Source organism: Sulfitobacter sp. PR48 (assembly GCF_028807335.1).
Classification (GTDB): domain Bacteria; phylum Pseudomonadota; class Alphaproteobacteria; order Rhodobacterales; family Rhodobacteraceae; genus Sulfitobacter.
The window spans coordinates 1-14,525 of record NZ_JARAMM010000005.1 but is presented as its reverse complement, the minus strand read 5'-3'; the positions used below and the strand labels follow the sequence as shown (position 1 = coordinate 14,525).

Below are 14,525 nucleotides of genomic sequence, written 5' to 3'. Positions count from 1 at the left end.
GAACCACATTGCCTAGACCCAGCGAAACACCGCCACGGCATAGACAAGGCAGACAATCAGGGCATACGGCTGGTTCGCCCCGACAATTCCAAGCCACGCCAGATTGATGAAGGCGCTGCCCAGAAGTGTGATGAAAAGACGATCGCCGCGCGTCGTCTCCATGCCCAGAACGCCCCGGCGTGGCGTTTCGGGAAATTTGATCGCCAGAAAGGTGAAAGTGATCAGGGTGCAGGCAATGACGATAAAGAAGATCGCCGTCGGCCAGGTCCATGCCATCCAGTCCATGTCAGCGTGCTCCTGTCTTTGCGGTTGTATCTGTGGGTGTGATGCAGGCACTGATGCACGAGGTCCACGGGTCAGACCCGAAGATCACGGGGTATTTGTTAACCATTGGTTGCATCACACCCTCCCGAGGGCAAAGCCCTTGGCGATGTAGTTGCGCACGAAATAGATGACCAGCGCACCGGGCACGACAGTCAGGATACCGGCCGCTGCCAGCACGCCCCAGTCGATGCCGCTGGCGCCCTGGGTCCGGGTCATGATCGCGGCAATGGGTTTCGCGTCCACCGTGGTCAGCGTGCGGCTCAGCAGCAGTTCGACCCAGGAGAACATGAAGCAGAAGAAGGCCGCCACCCCGATGCCACTGGCGATCAGGGGCATGAAAATCTTGATGAAGAACCGTCCAAAGCCGTAGCCGTCGATGTAGGCGGTTTCGTCAATCTCCTTGGGCACGCCGCGCATGAAGCCTTCGAGAATCCAGACCGCCAGCGGCACGTTGAACAGGCAATGCGCCAGTGCCACGGCAATATGGGTGTCGAACAGGCCCACGGAAGAATAAAGCTGAAAGAACGGCAGCGCAAAAACGGCGGGCGGCGCCATCCGGTTGGTCAGCAGCCAGAAGAACAGGTGTTTGTCGCCCATGAAGCTGTAGCGGCTGAAGGCATAGGCCGCAGGCAGCGCCACGGTCAGGCTGATCACGGTATTCATCACCACGTAGATCAGCGAATTGACGTAGCCCATGTACCATGCGGGATCGGTCAGGATCGTCGCATAATTGTCAAACGTCAGATTGCGCGGCCACAGGGTAAAGCTGTTCAGAATCTCCGTGTTCGTCTTCAGGCTCATGTTCAGCAGCCAGTAGATCGGCAACAGCAGGAACAGCAGATAAAGCGCCATGACCACGGCCGAACCGTTGATGCGCGGCCGACGGCGTTTTGCAGATGCGCTGCCGGTCATGTCGGCGGGGATGGTTGCGGTATCGGTCATCTTATCCCTCCTTCGCGTCGATGGTGGTCATCACTGTGTAGAACACCCAGGAGATCAGCAGGATCACCAGGAAATACATCAGCGAGAATGCCGCGGCGGGGCCAAGGTCGAACTGTCCTAGCGCCATCTTGACCAGGTCGATTGACAGCAGCGTCGTGGCGTTGCCGGGTCCCCCGCCGGTGACCACGAACGGTTCGGTGTAGATCATGAAACTGTCCATGAACCGCAGCAGGATGGCGATCATCAGAACGCCTGCCATCTTGGGCAGTTCGATGAACCGGAAGACGGCCCAACGGCTGGCCTGGTCGATCTTGGCGGCCTGATAATAGGCATCGGGGATCGATTTCAGCCCGGCAAAGGCCAGCAACGCCACCAGAGAGGTCCAGTGCCAGACATCCATCACCACGATGGTCGCCCAGGCGGCGAAGGTATCCTGCGTATAGTTGTAGGAGATCCCCAGCGCGTCGAGCGTATGGCCCAGCAGACCAATGTCCACCCGCCCGAAGATCTGCCAGATGGTGCCGACCACGTTCCACGGGATCAGCAGCGGCAGTGACATCAGCACAAGGCAGAAGCTGGACCAGAATCCGCTTTTCGGCATGTTCAGCGCCACGAAGATGCCCAGCGGCACCTCGATGGCCAGAATGATGCCTGAGAACATCAATTGCCGTCCCAATGCCGTCCACATGCGGTCGGAATCGAGCATCTCCTCGAACCATTCGAGACCCGCCCAGAAGAACTGGTTCTGCCCGAAGGTGTCCTGCACCGAATAGTTCACCACCGTCATCAGCGGGATCACGGCGGAAAAGGCGACCAGCAGCAACACCGGCAGCACCAGGAACCATGCTTTTTGGTTGACTGTCTTGTTCATCAGGCGGCCCTCTCATCTATTTTCTGCCCTTGGCAGGCGCGTCCGGCCCGGCATGCTGTGTGGCGGATGTGCTTTGTCATGCCGCCGCCCCCTGTTGACGCCAGTCGTTCACATAGACGTTCACATGATCCGGGGCGAAGGTGATGTGGTTCATGTCAGGCGAAATCTCTTGTCCTTCCGGGGACACGATATTGATTTCCTTGCCAAAAAGATCGGCGCGCACGATTTTGTGGCGGCCGACGTCTTCGACCCGGCGCACCTTTACCGGCAGGCCATCGCCTTTTGTCAGGCTGACGAACTCGGGCCGCACACCCAGGGCGACATTGCCTGTCGGCGCACCATAGTTCTGCTGCAGGGTCAGCGCGGTGCCATTGACCACCGCCTGCGTGCCGGAGATTTCGGCAGGGATCACGTTCATCCCCGGCGAACCGATGAAATAGCCGACAAAGGTATGCTCGGGCCGCTCAAACAGCTCTTGCGGGGTGCCGATCTGCACCACGCGGCCGTCGTACATGACCACCACCTTGTCGGCAAAGGTCAGCGCCTCGGTCTGGTCGTGGGTCACATAGATCATCGTGTGGCCGAATTCATGGTGCAGGGATTTGAGCTGCGTGCGCAATTCCCATTTCATATGCGGGTCGATCACCGTCAGCGGCTCGTCGAACAGCAGCGCGTTCACATCCTCGCGCACCATGCCGCGGCCCAGTGAAATCTTTTGCTTGGCGTCAGCGGTCAACCCCCGCGCGCGGCGGTTCAGCACGTCTTCCATGCCGATCATCTGGGCGATCTTCTGGACCCGTTCCGCGATATAGCCGGGTTCCTCGCCCCGGTTGCGCAATGGAAAGGCCAGATTGTCGCGCACCGTCATCGTGTCGTAGACCACCGGAAACTGGAACACCTGCGCGATGTTGCGCGCGGCGGTGGTGGCCTGTGTGACGTCCTTGTCATCAAACAGGATGCGCCCCTGACTGGGGTGCAGCAGGCCAGAGATGATGTTGAGCAGCGTGGATTTGCCACAGCCCGAAGACCCCAGCAGGGCATAGGCCTCGCCGTCGGTCCAGACGTGATTCAGCTCCTTCAGGGCAAAGTCATCCTCACCCGTCGGATTGGACAGATAGGAATGTGCGAGGTTGTCGAGGGTGATCTTGGCCATGTCCCGCTCCTCAGGCTGCCAGCGCGTAGGACGCTGGTGCCACCAGGTCGCCCGTTACGCTGAAGATGTAGATGTGACGTGGGTCCAGATAGACGGGCAGCGCGCTGCCCAGTTTCAGATCATGCACGCCGTGAATAAGGCCGACCCATTTGCGGTCAGCATAATCGAGGTGGACGAAGGTTTCGGACCCGGTCAATTCGGTGACGGAAAGGCGGGTGTCGAACGTAACGGCGCCTTCCGCAGGCTGCGCGATTTCGACGTGGTTGGGCCGGAAACCTGCAATGTAGATGCCATCGGCAAGGTCTGCCAAGGGACCAGTCGCCGGGGCTGTGTGCCCCTGCCCGTAGGTCAGCGTGCCACCCTGTTTGGTAATATCGAGGAAATTCATCGGAGGATCGCTGAACACCCGCGCAGTGGTGGCATCGACCGGCTGGCGATACACCGTGGGGGTCGGGCCGAACTGGGTCACGCGCCCCTCCCACATGGTGGCGGTATTGCCGCCCAGCAGCAGCGCCTCTTCCGGTTCGGTGGTGGCATAGACGAAGACCGCGCCGGATTCCTCGAATATCTTGGGGATCTCCACGCGAAGTTCCTCGCGCAGCTTGTAGTCGAGATTGGCCAGCGGTTCGTCCAGCAGGACGAGGCCCGCGTTCTTGACCAGCGCCCGCGCCAGGGCGCAGCGCTGCTGCTGCCCGCCGGACAGTTCCAGCGGCTTGCGGTCCAGCATCGGTTCCAGCTGCATCAGCGCGGCGGCCTGTTTCACGGCCACGTCGATCTCTGCCTTTGACTTGCCCATCAGCCGCAGTGGCGAGGCGATGTTGTCATAGACGGTCATCGACGGGTAATTGATGAACTGCTGATAAACCATGGCGACCTTTCGGTCCTGCACCCGCATCCCGGTCACATCGGTGCCGTCCCAGAACACCTGGCCGCCGGTTGGCACGTCCAGCCCCGCCATCAGTCGCATCAGCGACGTCTTGCCCGACGAGGTCGGGCCAAGAAGCACGTTCATCGTGCCCGCCTCAAGTGTCAGGTTGGTCGGGTGAATATGTGTCTCACCATTGACCACCTTGGACACGTTTTTGAATTCCAGCGCCATCTTTCCCCCAGTTACTCCGCGGCCTTTGAAACGGGATGATCCGACGCCTTGGCGATCCACCCGTCAAGTGCCTTGATTTCCGCTGCTGTCATCCGCAGACCCAGCTTGCTGCGCCGCCAGACCACGTCTTCGGCACGCTGCACGTATTCATTGTCCATCAGCCAGCGCACTTCGCGCTCGGTCAATCCCGCCCCGAACTGCTGCCCCAGATCGGCGGCGACAGTGGCATCGCCAAGGACCATACGGGCCTGGGTGCCATAGGCGCGCACCAGACGGCGGGCCCATTTCGGGTCAAGAAAGCTGTAGTCGCGCATCAGCCCGTCCATCAGCGGCAACACCCCGTCGACCGGGAAATCGCCGCCCGGCAGGGCCACACCGGCGGTCCATGGCCCCTTGACGTGCAGAACCTCGCCAACCTTTTCCAGCGCGCTTTCAGCCAGCCGCCGATAGGTCGTGATCTTGCCGCCAAAGACGTTTACCGCAGGGGCGCCCCGGCTTTGATCCAGATGGATGGTATAATCGCGGGTCGCCGCCGTCGCGCTGCTGGCCCCGTCGTCATAGAGCGGGCGCACACCGGAATAGGTCCAGACGATGTCATCGGTCGAAATCGGGTTGGCCAGATATTCGTTCACGAAATCAACCAGATAGCGTTGTTCTTCCGGGGTGCATTCCGGCTTCACGTCCGGGTCGTGATGTTCCTGATCCGTGGTGCCGATCAGGGTAAAGTCGGTCTCATAGGGAATGGCAAAGATGATCCGCCCGTCCATCCCCTGAAAGAAATAGCATTTGTCGTGATCGAACAGCCGCTTGGTCACGATATGGCTGCCGCGCACCAGCCGCACCCCACCTGTCTGGTTGCTTTTGATCGTGCCCCGCAACACGTCGCCAACCCAGGGGCCTGCCGCGTTCACGATCATCCGCGCGGTGACAGTGATGTCCTGCCCGGTGTTGGTGTCCTGTATCGTCACGGTCCAGCCGTCGCCGGAAGGGTCCGCGCTGACGACCTTGTGACGCGGCAGGATACGTGCGCCGCGCATCTCCGCATCGCGGGCATTCAGCACCACAAGGCGCGAATCCTCGACCCAGCAATCCGAATATTCATAGGCATGTTCGAATTTGGCATTCAGCGGCGCGCCTTCGGGACTGTTGCGCAGATCGACGCTGCTGGTCCCCGGCAGGATCTTCCGACCGCCAAGGTTGTCATACATGAACAGCCCCAGCCGGATAAGCCAGGCGGGCCTGCGCCCTTTCATCCAGGGCATGAAGGTGTTCAGCAGTTTCGACGTCGGTGTGGTCGTGTCGAACCGCATGGAATCGTGGTAGGGCAGCACAAACCGCATGGGCCAGGAAATATGCGGCATCGCGCGCAACAGCGTTTCCCGCTCCACCAGCGCCTCGCGCACAAGGCGCACCTCGAAATATTCCAGATACCGCAAGCCGCCGTGAAACAGCTTGGTGGAGGAGGCCGAAGTGGCCGACCCGATGTCGTTCATCTCGGCCAGACAAACGGACAGCCCCCTGCCCGCCGCATCGCGCGCAATGCCGCAACCGTTGATGCCCCCGCCGATAACCAGCAGGTCGAAATCGGGCGTCATGGTGTCCTCCCCCAGCGATTGGATGCTCGCTTTCGGGGAAGGTGACAAAAAACGCATCAAAAAGGAAGAGAAAAATGTTCGTTATTGCGCGTTTTCGATAGTAAATTGAAAAATATCAACTATTTTCGCTGACATGACGGATGAGACCCCTTTGACCGAAGGCGGACAGGCGCGAATATCCCCGTGAAAAGCGTGACTGAGCCGGATCAAACGGTGTAGCAAGGTCGTATTCTTTCGATTCGAGGGGTAGAATGAGTCAAACCTTGCGCAAACCGGAGATCATCCAGATCGCCCGCCGTGAGGGGAAGGTCACGGTCGACGGGCTGGCGGAACATTTCAGTGTAACGCCGCAGACCATCCGCCGCGATCTGACCGAACTTGCCGACGATGGCAGGCTTGAGCGTGTCCATGGCGGCGCGGTCCTTCCCTCGACCACCACCAACATCGGCTACAGCGAGCGGCGCGAGCTGAATCAGGCCGCCAAGGTCGACATCGGCAGTGCCTGCGCAAAGTTCATTCCCAATGATTGCTCCGTCTTCCTGAACATCGGCACCACCACAGAGGCTGTTGCAGCAGAACTGCTGCATCATGAGGGGCTGCTGGTCGTGACCAACAACATCAACATCGCGATGATCCTGTCGCAGAACCACAATGTCGAAGTAATCGTCACCGGCGGCCACCTGCGCCGGTCGGACGGCGGGCTGGTCGGTGACCTTGCCACCCAGACGATCCGGCAATTCCGGTTCGATTACGCGGTGATCGGCTGTTCCGCGCTGCGCCACGACGGCGAAATCCTGGACTTCGACGTGCAGGAGGTCGGCGTCAGCAAAACCATCATCCAGCAATCGCAAGAGGTCTTCCTGGCCGCCGACAGTTCGAAGTTCGGGCGCAAGGCACCGGCGCGTATTGCCTCCATGGCCGATGTGGACCGGTTTATCACCGACCGGCCCCTCTCTGAACAATGCAGGTTGTTCTGCGAAAAAGCAGGCACCAAGGTTCATTATGCCTGACCGCCACCGTGGCACCTCATGAGCGGCTTTATCGGGATCCTGATGCTGGACACGGCCTTTCCCCGCGTTGTCGGGGATGCGGGCAATGCTGACAGCTATCCTTTCCCGGTGCGGCTGCATGTGGTTGCCGGCGCCGGATCACCCGACATCGTGCGAGGCCGCGCACCAGACCCGGCGCTGATCGCCGCCTTTGTTGCCGCCGCCCGCACGCTGGAAGCCGAAGGTGCCCTTGGCATCATTTCGACCTGCGGATTCCTGGTGCATATCCAGGACGCACTGGCAGCTGCGGTGGAGATTCCGGTGATGGTCTCGGCGCTGTCACTTTATCCTGCCCTGCGGCTGTCCTTTGGCACGAAGCCCATCGGCATCCTGACCGCCTCGCGGGACAGTTTGCTGGGCGGCGCACTGCAATCGGCGGGGATTGATCCCGGCGCGGTACATGTTGCGGGCATGCAGGACTGCGCTGCCTTTGCCGGTGCCATCCTGAGCCACAAATCCGACCAGCCGGATGTGCTGGACAGCGGCGCAATCGCGCGCCATTGCACCGATCTGGCCCGGGGCATGGTGGCGCAGCACCCCGGGCTGGGCTGCTTTCTGCTGGAATGCGGAAACCTGCCGCCCTATGCCGCCGCGATCCGGCGGGCCACGGGGCGGCCGGTCTATGGTATTCTGGATGCCGCCGCACTGTTGTGGCGCGGTGCGCAAGGTTGAAAGCCGCAGCGCCGAAAGGTAGCCTTGCAAGGCACCCTTGGTGCGGCAACCGAAGGAATTCGCAATGCGCGACACCACTTTGTCCCGCAGACGTCTGCGCACCTGGATCAGGTTGCTGCGTCTGACCCGGCAGACCGAAAACAGCCTGCGCGAATATATGCGTGTCAGCCATGGCACCACCCTGCCCCGCTTTGACGTGATGGCCGCACTCTACCGCGCCGATGCACCCATCAAGATGAGCGCGCTCAGCCAGATGTTGCTGGTCTCCAACGGCAATGCCTCTACCGTGGTGGACCGGCTGGAAAAGGACGGTCTGGTGGTCCGCATCGCCGCTGCAAGCGACAGGCGTGTGGTCAATGTCAGCCTGTCCGACAAGGGCCGCAAGCAGTTCGAGGTTCTGGCCGCAGGACATGAGGCGCTGGTCGACCGGATCTTTGCCAGACTGGGGCATGACGACCTGGACCTGATCCGCGACCTTTTGCACCGCGCCGATGCCGCTGCCGCACCGGAAAGCTGATTTCGCCCCGCGTGAACAACAGAGGTACGGTTAGGCTCTGGCCTCAGCGCGTCCTGCCTGACAACAGATGCTACGGCAGCACCGCCGTTGCTTCGATCTCAACCAGCGCCTCATCCTCGATCAATCCGGCGACAACGACCATCGCCATGGCCGGAAAGTTACGGCCCAGGACCCTGCGATAGGCTTCGCCCATCTCACGTTGCTTCGCCAGGTATTCGCGCTTGTCGGTGATGTACCAGGTCAGGCGCACCAGATCCTCCGGCTTGCCACCTGCGGCCTCAAGCACCGCCCGGATGTTAAGCAGGGCCTGTTCGGTCTGCCCGATGAAATCGTGGCTTTCGAACTTCTGCTCGGCGGTCCAGCCGATCTGGCCACCGATATAGATCTGCTGTCCTGCCGCTTTCACACCATTGGCATAGCCTTTGGCGGGGGCCCATCCTTCCGGCTGAATAACCTCATTTGCCATTTGGCGTCTCCTTCTTGATAAATCTGTCCAGCCGGGTGCGGATTGCATCCGTCCATGGGGCGGGCCGGCCTTTGTCGTCGATGAAGACAACTGTCGAACCCGCCGTGAAACGTGGCGCGCCTTCGCAGCGCGCGTCATAAGCCAAACCGAGGCTGCTCCGCCCCAGTCGCGTGATGGTCAAGGCGATCTCCAGCTGATCGCCCAATCGGCTGGGGGCCTGGAACTGCGCCTCTATCCCTGCCGTGGGAATACCGCATTTCTGCTGCATCCCGGAAAAGGGCAGCAAGGCGACCTTTTCAAAGAAATCTTCGACCGTGTCGTTCATCATCTCGAAATAGCGGGGGTAAAAGACGATCCCCGCCGGATCACAATGCCTGAACTTGACCTTCTGGTGATACACAAACGGCATGGTTCAGACCCCCAGGTACTGATCTTTGACGGGGCCGGACAGATCGTCCATGCCACCGGTCCAGACAGATTTGCCGCGTTCCAGGATCACCACCCGATCGGCGATCCGGCGCAATTCGCTGATTGTCTTGTCCACCACGAGGATCGACAGGCCCGCGTCGCCCTTGAGCGTGGCGATGGCGGCCCAGATCTCCTGCCGCACCACGGGGGCCAGCCCCTCGGTCGCCTCGTCCAGGATCAGCAGCCGGGGGTTGGTCATCAACGCGCGGCCAATCGCGAGCATCTGCTGTTCGCCCCCCGAAAGCGATCCCGCCAACTGGTCGCCGCGTTCTTCCAGCCGGGGAAACAGCCCATGCACACGGGCAAAATCCCAGGCGCCGGGCCGGGCCGAGGCATGAAGGTTCTCGCGCACGGTCAGATTGGTGAAACACCGGCGCCCTTCGGGAACCAGGCCCAGGCCCAGCTTGGCCGCACGATGTGCGGGCATCCCGGCCAGGTTCTGGCCTGCGAACTGCACCTCGCCATGGGTGTTTTGCAACAGGCGGCAGATCACCTTGATCGTGGTCGACTTGCCCATGCCGTTGCGGCCCATCAGCGCCACGACCTCGCCCTCGGCCACACTCAGGTCCACCCCGAACAGGGCCTGCGACGCACCATAGCTGGCGGTGATCCCGTTGAGCGAAAGCAGGCTCATGCCGCGTCCTCCTCGCCCAGATAGGCGGTTTTGACATCCGCGTTGCTGCGGATTTCGTCAACGCTGCCGGTCGCGATGATCTTGCCATAGACCAGCACGCTGATCCGGTCGGCGAGGGCAAAGACCGCGTCCATGTCATGTTCTACCAGCAGGATCGGGGCCTGATGTTTCAGGTCCTGCAGAAACCCGGTCAGCTCGCGCGAGCCTTCGGCCCCCATGCCGGCCATCGGTTCATCCATCAAAAAGGCCTTTGGGGCCAGTGTCAGGGCAACTGCGACTTCAAGCTGCCGTCGCTGGCCGTGGGACAATTCCGACGTGATCGTGCTGGCATGTTCGGTCAGTCCGACCCGCTCCAGCGCCGCCGCGGCACTGTCCAGCAATGCGCGGTCCTTCATCGCCGGGCGGAAGAAACCAAAGGTGCGCCCGCTTTGCCCGATCGCCCCCAGCACGGCGTTTTCCATGACGGTATATTCCATCGCCAGGGCCGAAATCTGAAACGTCCGCGCCAGACCCGCATGGGCCCGCTGCGCCACTGACAGCGCGCTTACATCGCGCCCCATGAAATGCACCGCCCCCCGGTCGGGCTTCAGCCCGCCCGCAATCTGCTTGATCAGGGTCGATTTTCCCGCCCCGTTCGGCCCGATCAGCGCATGAATCTCGCCCGCCCGCAGGTCCAGCGAAATGCCGTCGCTGGCCTTGAGCGCGCCAAAGCTCTTGTGCAGGTCGCGCACATCCAGGATCACCTCAGCCGGCATGGCGCACCTCCCGGCGGGACAATCCGCCAACCAGCCCGCCCTTGGCAAAGAGCACCACAAACAGCAGGATCGCACCCAGATAGATGTGCCAGTATTCCGACAGCCCCCCCAACACATGTTCCAGCAGGATATAGACCGCCGCACCCGCCACCGGGCCACAAAGCCGCGCAACACCGCCAAGGATGATGAAGACCATGATCTCGCCCGACGTCTGCCAGCTGAACATGGTCGGGCTGACGAACCGGTTCAGATCGGCAAAGAGCGCCCCGGCCAGCCCGGTGATCGCACCGGAGATGACAAAGGCGGTCAGCCGCAACCGGTAGACATTGATGCCCACGGTGCGCGCGCGTTCCTCATTCTGGTGGGCACCGTTCAGGGCCAGACCAAAGGGCGATTTGTTCAACAGGTTGACGGCAAAAAGCACGATCAGCAGAACGGCGAAACACAGACCGAAGAACTGGATCGGGTCCAGCGTGTTCAAGCCGGGAAATCCGTTGCGCACATAGATCGACAGCCCGTCCTCACCGCCGTAGGCCGGCCAGGAGATTGCGAAGTAATAGAGCATCTGGCCAAAGGCGAGCGTCACCATGATGAAATAGACCCCCGAGGTCCGCAGCGACAATGCGCCGACCAGCAGGGCCACCAATGCGCTGGCGACAATCGCCACCAGCCAGATCACCAGCATGGATTTGGTTCCTTCGATCAGGAACGGTGCCTCCATCAGCGGTGTATAGCTTTGCGCGTGGCTGGCGAGGATGCCCATGGCATAGCCGCCCACCCCGAAATAGGCGGCATGGCCAAAGCTGACCAGCCCGCCCTGCCCCAGGGCAAGGTTCAGCCCCACGCCCGCCACCGCAAGCACGGCGGCCTTGGTTGCCAATGTGATGATAAAGGGCTCATCCATCGCCAGCGCCACCAGTGGCACCGCCAGCAACAGGCCAAGGATCAGCAGGTTGATCATACGTTCCGGCAACATGTCAGGCGCTCCCGAATAGGCCGGTGGGTTTGAACAGCAAGACCCCCGCCATGAGAATGTAAATCAGCATCGACGCCAGCGCCGAGCCGACCGTGGTCGCGGCAGAAGGGTCCATGAAACTGGCGAAAAGGACGGGCAGCAGCGTGCGCCCGAGCGTATCGGTCAGCCCGACCAGAATTGCACCGGCCAGCGCCCCCTTGATCGACCCGATGCCGCCGATCACGATGACCACGAAGGCCAGGATCAACACTGGTTCGCCCATGCCGACCTCGACCGACTGGATCGCGCCGACCAGCGCACCGGACAGGCCGGCCAGCGCCGCCCCCAGGGCAAAGACCATTGTATAGAGAACCGAAATATCGACCCCCAGCGCGCCGATCATCTCGCGGTCGTTTTCACCGGCGCGGATGCGCATGCCGACACGGGTCCTGGAGATCAGCAGGAACAGGCCCACAGCCACCGCCAGCCCGATCAGGATGATCGCAAGGCGGTACTTGGAATACAGGATGCCTCCTGGCAGGGTCACGGTGCCGGACAGGAAAGCAGGCGTGTCCAGAAACAGCGGGAAAGAGCCAAAAACCCAGCGCGTCGCCTCTGAAAAGATCAGGATCAGGGCAAAGGTTGCCAGCACCTGATCCAGGTGGTCGCGTGCGTAAAGCCTGCGGATCACGGTAAGTTCGATCAACGCGCCAAACAGCGCCGCCGAGGTCAGGGCGGCAATCAGACCCAGCACAAAGGATCCTGTCGCGGCGGCTCCGGCCGCAGCAGCAAAGGCGCCGATCATGTAAAGCGATCCATGCGCCAGGTTGATCAGCCCCATGACGCCAAAGATCAGCGTCAGGCCGGCCGCCATCAGGAACAGCATCACGCCGAACTGCAGGCCGTTCAGGATTTGCTCTATCAGCAGAATTATCGACATGCTTGCCCCGGAACCAATGTGGCGGCCCGATGCGGGCCGCCGGTAATTGCCTTAGTCGCTCAGGCCGCAATCGGCCGCATAGACATCCTGGTGATCGGTCAGGATCGTCGAGATGATCTTGTTGGTGTAAACGTCACCTTCCTTGATCACTTCGCGCACATAGATGTCCTGGATCGGATGCTGGTTGTTGCCGAACCTGAACTTGCCACGCACCGAATTGAAATCAGCCGCCTTCAGCGCTGCCCGGAACGCATCACGGTCCGCGATGTCCGCCTGCCCCGCCGCCGCAAGGATCAGGTTTGCGGTGTCAAAGGCCTGCGCCGCATAAAGCGTCGGCAAACGGTCGTAGGTTTCCTGAAACGTCTCCACAAAGGCCTTGTTGGTGGGATTGTCGATGTCCTTGTTCCACTGCGAGGTGTTGTGGATGCCAAGGGCCGCATCGCCGACCGCCTGCAGAATTCCCTGATCAAAGCTGAAGGATGGCCCGATCACCGGCAGTTCGATCCCGCTGTCGGCATATTGCTTGAGGAACGAAATCCCCATGCCGCCCGGCAGGAAGAAAAAGATGCTGTCGGCGCCCGAGGCGCGGATCTGCGCAATCTCGGCGGCATAATCTGTCTGGCCAAGCTTGGTGTAAAGCTCCCCTGCCAATTCGCCTTCATAGAGACGCTTGAAGCCTGTCAGTGAATCCTGCCCGGCCGGATAGTTCGGGGCAAGGATGAAGGCGTTGGTGTACCCGGATGCAGTGGCATGCGCGCCTGCCGCCTCGTGCATGTTGTCGTTCTGGTAGGACACGGCAAAATAGTCCTTGTTGCAACCCTTGCCCGCCAGCTGCGCCGGGGCGGCATTGGTCGAGATATAGAACTTGCCCTGCGCGTTTGCGGCGGGTGCCACGGCCAGCGCCAGGTTGGACCATACGATACCGGTCAGGATGTCCACCTTGTCGGACTGGATCATCTTGTCGGCAACCTGCACGGCCACATCCGGCTTGCGCTGGTCGTCTTCCACCACAACTTCGACGGCGTCATTGGCTGCCTGGTTGATGGCCAGCATGAACCCGTCGCGGGTATCGACACCCAAAGCGGCGCCGCCGCCGGTCAGGGTGGTGATCAGTCCGATCTTTACTTTTCCTGAATGCGCATCTGCCAGCGCGGCGTTGCCAAAGGTCATCGCCAGTGCAGCAGCGGCAAGGGCTGTGAATTTCATTGTCATCATAATCTCCCAATTGGACCGGCGCATTTTTGCGCTCGACTGAGCTTGTAAAAGTTCTGCGCCACACGCAAGCGACCGCATGACTCCCTTTTGGCTCAGACTCCAAGTTAGCGGTCGGGTAAATTTACTTCAAGCAAAAATATTTTGAGCTTGAAATTAATTACCGTAAAACAGCCGCCCCACCCCATGGTCAGGGTCACGCGTTGAAACCGTCTCTAATTGGGATCGCCATCCGTCAAACGTGAATTGGCGGCACTGCCTTTGCAGCACCGCCAATTTTCAGCTTCCTGCGGCAGATCAGTTCGACGCTTCAACCTCGGGTCCGACGGACACCAGATAGGCCCAGAGATTGCGCGCGTCATCTTCCTTGCGCAGTTTGAACGACATCTTGGTCCGCGCCTTGCGGTCATCAAGATAGTTTTGCAGGAACGCGCGCGGGTCCTGCACATAGGCAATGAAATCCTGCTCGTTCCACGCCAGCCCGGCCTCACCGGCTTCGATCATCGAACTGCCGTATTTGCTGGCAAAATCTTCATCTGCGCCGGCAACGCGGGTGTAGATCCCATAAAGGTTCGGTCCCGTCCGGCCCCCTTTGACAATCGTGTCGCCACCCGCATCGACAATCGAATGACATGCCTTGCACTTGGCAAAGACTTTCTCGCCCGCAGCGGCATCACCCGTTGCGTGACTGTCAGCAAAAGCAGGACCTGCGGCCAGCGCAACACCAAGCACGGCTGTCTTTACAATATTCATGACGAACTCCTGTTCATATGCTTCACCCGCTACCCTAGGTCGTGTTGACATTCATTGTCGCCCACCCGTTTCAGTCCAAAATTGCTCAGTTCCAGGCAAGAGAGCGCAGGAATAGCCAGC

17 protein-coding genes are annotated in these 14,525 nt (G+C 60.8%); 3 read left to right on the top strand and 14 right to left on the bottom strand.

Features of this window, described 5'->3' with window-relative positions; translation table 11 throughout:
* Positions 1-12: 12 nt before the first annotated feature.
* The 6 genes from PVW51_RS07955 to glpD form a co-directional block, all read right to left on the bottom strand.
* Positions 13-285 carry a DUF2160 domain-containing protein gene (locus PVW51_RS07955; protein ID WP_269360772.1) on the bottom strand — a complete coding sequence of 91 codons (273 nt, stop codon included), beginning with the start codon at positions 283-285 and terminating at the stop codon, positions 13-15.
* A gap of 114 nt (positions 286-399) precedes the next feature.
* Positions 400-1,266: a carbohydrate ABC transporter permease gene (locus PVW51_RS07950; RefSeq protein ID WP_269360774.1), complete on the bottom strand. Its 867-nt coding sequence runs from the start codon at positions 1,264-1,266 to the stop codon at positions 400-402.
* A gap of 1 nt (position 1,267) precedes the next feature.
* Complete coding sequence (locus PVW51_RS07945; RefSeq protein ID WP_269360775.1) at positions 1,268-2,137, bottom strand: carbohydrate ABC transporter permease; 870 nt, start codon at positions 2,135-2,137, stop codon at positions 1,268-1,270.
* Positions 2,138-2,213: 76 nt separating this feature from the next.
* On the bottom strand, positions 2,214-3,290 hold the full coding sequence (locus tag PVW51_RS07940; protein ID WP_269360777.1) for an ABC transporter ATP-binding protein: 1,077 nt from the start codon (positions 3,288-3,290) through the stop codon (positions 2,214-2,216).
* 10 nt (positions 3,291-3,300) lie between these two features.
* The gene (locus tag PVW51_RS07935) at positions 3,301-4,389 is read right to left on the bottom strand and encodes an ABC transporter ATP-binding protein (protein ID WP_274574430.1); all 1,089 of its coding nucleotides are present in this window, start codon (positions 4,387-4,389) and stop codon (positions 3,301-3,303) included.
* Between the two features lie 11 nt (positions 4,390-4,400).
* Complete coding sequence (gene glpD, locus PVW51_RS07930; protein ID WP_274574429.1) at positions 4,401-5,984, bottom strand: glycerol-3-phosphate dehydrogenase; 1,584 nt, start codon at positions 5,982-5,984, stop codon at positions 4,401-4,403.
* A 251-nt stretch (positions 5,985-6,235) separates the two neighbouring features.
* On the opposite strand from glpD, the gene PVW51_RS07925 reads away from it, so the two are divergent.
* The 3 genes from PVW51_RS07925 (at position 6,236) to PVW51_RS07915 (ending at position 8,222) form a co-directional block, all read left to right on the top strand.
* Positions 6,236-6,994 carry a DeoR/GlpR family DNA-binding transcription regulator gene (locus PVW51_RS07925; protein ID WP_114276744.1) on the top strand — a complete coding sequence of 253 codons (759 nt, stop codon included), beginning with the start codon at positions 6,236-6,238 and terminating at the stop codon, positions 6,992-6,994.
* Positions 6,995-7,012: 18 nt separating this feature from the next.
* Positions 7,013-7,705, top strand: coding sequence for an aspartate/glutamate racemase family protein (locus PVW51_RS07920; RefSeq protein WP_274574428.1), 693 nt, complete (start codon positions 7,013-7,015; stop codon positions 7,703-7,705).
* A gap of 64 nt (positions 7,706-7,769) precedes the next feature.
* Positions 7,770-8,222, top strand: coding sequence for a MarR family winged helix-turn-helix transcriptional regulator (locus tag PVW51_RS07915; RefSeq protein WP_274574427.1), 453 nt, complete (start codon positions 7,770-7,772; stop codon positions 8,220-8,222).
* A gap of 70 nt (positions 8,223-8,292) precedes the next feature.
* Here PVW51_RS07915 and PVW51_RS07910 read toward each other — a convergent pair whose 3' ends face one another.
* The 8 genes from PVW51_RS07910 to PVW51_RS07875 form a co-directional block, all read right to left on the bottom strand.
* Entirely contained in the window at positions 8,293-8,688 is a 396-nt protein-coding gene (locus PVW51_RS07910) for a RidA family protein (protein WP_114276740.1), read from the bottom strand.
* Positions 8,678-9,097 (bottom strand): acyl-CoA thioesterase, encoded by a 420-nt coding sequence (locus tag PVW51_RS07905; RefSeq protein WP_274574426.1) that lies wholly within the window; start codon positions 9,095-9,097, stop codon positions 8,678-8,680. Before PVW51_RS07905 ends, PVW51_RS07910 begins: the two co-directional genes overlap by 11 nt.
* Positions 9,098-9,100: 3 nt before the next feature.
* A complete protein-coding gene (locus tag PVW51_RS07900) occupies positions 9,101-9,790 on the bottom strand; it encodes an ABC transporter ATP-binding protein (protein WP_274574425.1) in 690 nt (229 codons plus the stop codon).
* A complete protein-coding gene (locus PVW51_RS07895) occupies positions 9,787-10,545 on the bottom strand; it encodes an ABC transporter ATP-binding protein (protein WP_274574424.1) in 759 nt (252 codons plus the stop codon). The genes PVW51_RS07900 and PVW51_RS07895 overlap by 4 nt, the downstream gene beginning before the upstream one ends.
* Entirely contained in the window at positions 10,535-11,521 is a 987-nt protein-coding gene (locus PVW51_RS07890; protein WP_269360787.1) for a branched-chain amino acid ABC transporter permease, read from the bottom strand. Before PVW51_RS07890 ends, PVW51_RS07895 begins: the two co-directional genes overlap by 11 nt.
* A gap of 1 nt (position 11,522) precedes the next feature.
* Positions 11,523-12,440: a branched-chain amino acid ABC transporter permease gene (locus PVW51_RS07885; protein ID WP_274574422.1), complete on the bottom strand. Its 918-nt coding sequence runs from the start codon at positions 12,438-12,440 to the stop codon at positions 11,523-11,525.
* Between the two features lie 51 nt (positions 12,441-12,491).
* Entirely contained in the window at positions 12,492-13,646 is a 1,155-nt protein-coding gene (locus PVW51_RS07880; protein WP_443287803.1) for an ABC transporter substrate-binding protein, read from the bottom strand.
* A 303-nt stretch (positions 13,647-13,949) separates the two neighbouring features.
* On the bottom strand, positions 13,950-14,405 hold the full coding sequence (locus PVW51_RS07875; RefSeq protein ID WP_274574420.1) for a c-type cytochrome: 456 nt from the start codon (positions 14,403-14,405) through the stop codon (positions 13,950-13,952).
* Between the last annotated feature and the right edge of the window lie 120 nt (positions 14,406-14,525).

Bases quoted from the DNA above. Each gene is read 5' to 3' on its own strand.
- PVW51_RS07895 (WP_274574424.1), bottom strand. From the start codon at position 10,545: ATGCCGGCTGAGGTGATCCTGGATGTGCGCGACCTGCACAAGAGCTTT.
- PVW51_RS07905 (WP_274574426.1), bottom strand. From the start codon at position 9,097: ATGCCGTTTGTGTATCACCAGAAGGTCAAGTTCAGGCATTGTGATCCG.
- PVW51_RS07875 (WP_274574420.1), bottom strand. From the start codon at position 14,405: ATGAATATTGTAAAGACAGCCGTGCTTGGTGTTGCGCTGGCCGCAGGT.
- PVW51_RS07900 (WP_274574425.1), bottom strand. From the start codon at position 9,790: ATGAGCCTGCTTTCGCTCAACGGGATCACCGCCAGCTATGGTGCGTCG.
- PVW51_RS07890 (WP_269360787.1), bottom strand. From the start codon at position 11,521: ATGTTGCCGGAACGTATGATCAACCTGCTGATCCTTGGCCTGTTGCTG.
- PVW51_RS07920 (WP_274574428.1), top strand. From the start codon at position 7,013: ATGAGCGGCTTTATCGGGATCCTGATGCTGGACACGGCCTTTCCCCGC.
- PVW51_RS07915 (WP_274574427.1), top strand. From the start codon at position 7,770: ATGCGCGACACCACTTTGTCCCGCAGACGTCTGCGCACCTGGATCAGG.
- PVW51_RS07885 (WP_274574422.1), bottom strand. From the start codon at position 12,440: ATGTCGATAATTCTGCTGATAGAGCAAATCCTGAACGGCCTGCAGTTC.
- PVW51_RS07880 (WP_443287803.1), bottom strand. From the start codon at position 13,646: ATGAAATTCACAGCCCTTGCCGCTGCTGCACTGGCGATGACCTTTGGC.
- PVW51_RS07955 (WP_269360772.1), bottom strand. From the start codon at position 285: ATGGACTGGATGGCATGGACCTGGCCGACGGCGATCTTCTTTATCGTC.
- PVW51_RS07935 (WP_274574430.1), bottom strand. From the start codon at position 4,389: ATGGCGCTGGAATTCAAAAACGTGTCCAAGGTGGTCAATGGTGAGACA.
- PVW51_RS07945 (WP_269360775.1), bottom strand. From the start codon at position 2,137: ATGAACAAGACAGTCAACCAAAAAGCATGGTTCCTGGTGCTGCCGGTG.
- PVW51_RS07950 (WP_269360774.1), bottom strand. From the start codon at position 1,266: ATGACCGATACCGCAACCATCCCCGCCGACATGACCGGCAGCGCATCT.
- PVW51_RS07925 (WP_114276744.1), top strand. From the start codon at position 6,236: ATGAGTCAAACCTTGCGCAAACCGGAGATCATCCAGATCGCCCGCCGT.
- glpD (WP_274574429.1), bottom strand. From the start codon at position 5,984: ATGACGCCCGATTTCGACCTGCTGGTTATCGGCGGGGGCATCAACGGT.
- PVW51_RS07910 (WP_114276740.1), bottom strand. From the start codon at position 8,688: ATGGCAAATGAGGTTATTCAGCCGGAAGGATGGGCCCCCGCCAAAGGC.
- PVW51_RS07940 (WP_269360777.1), bottom strand. From the start codon at position 3,290: ATGGCCAAGATCACCCTCGACAACCTCGCACATTCCTATCTGTCCAAT.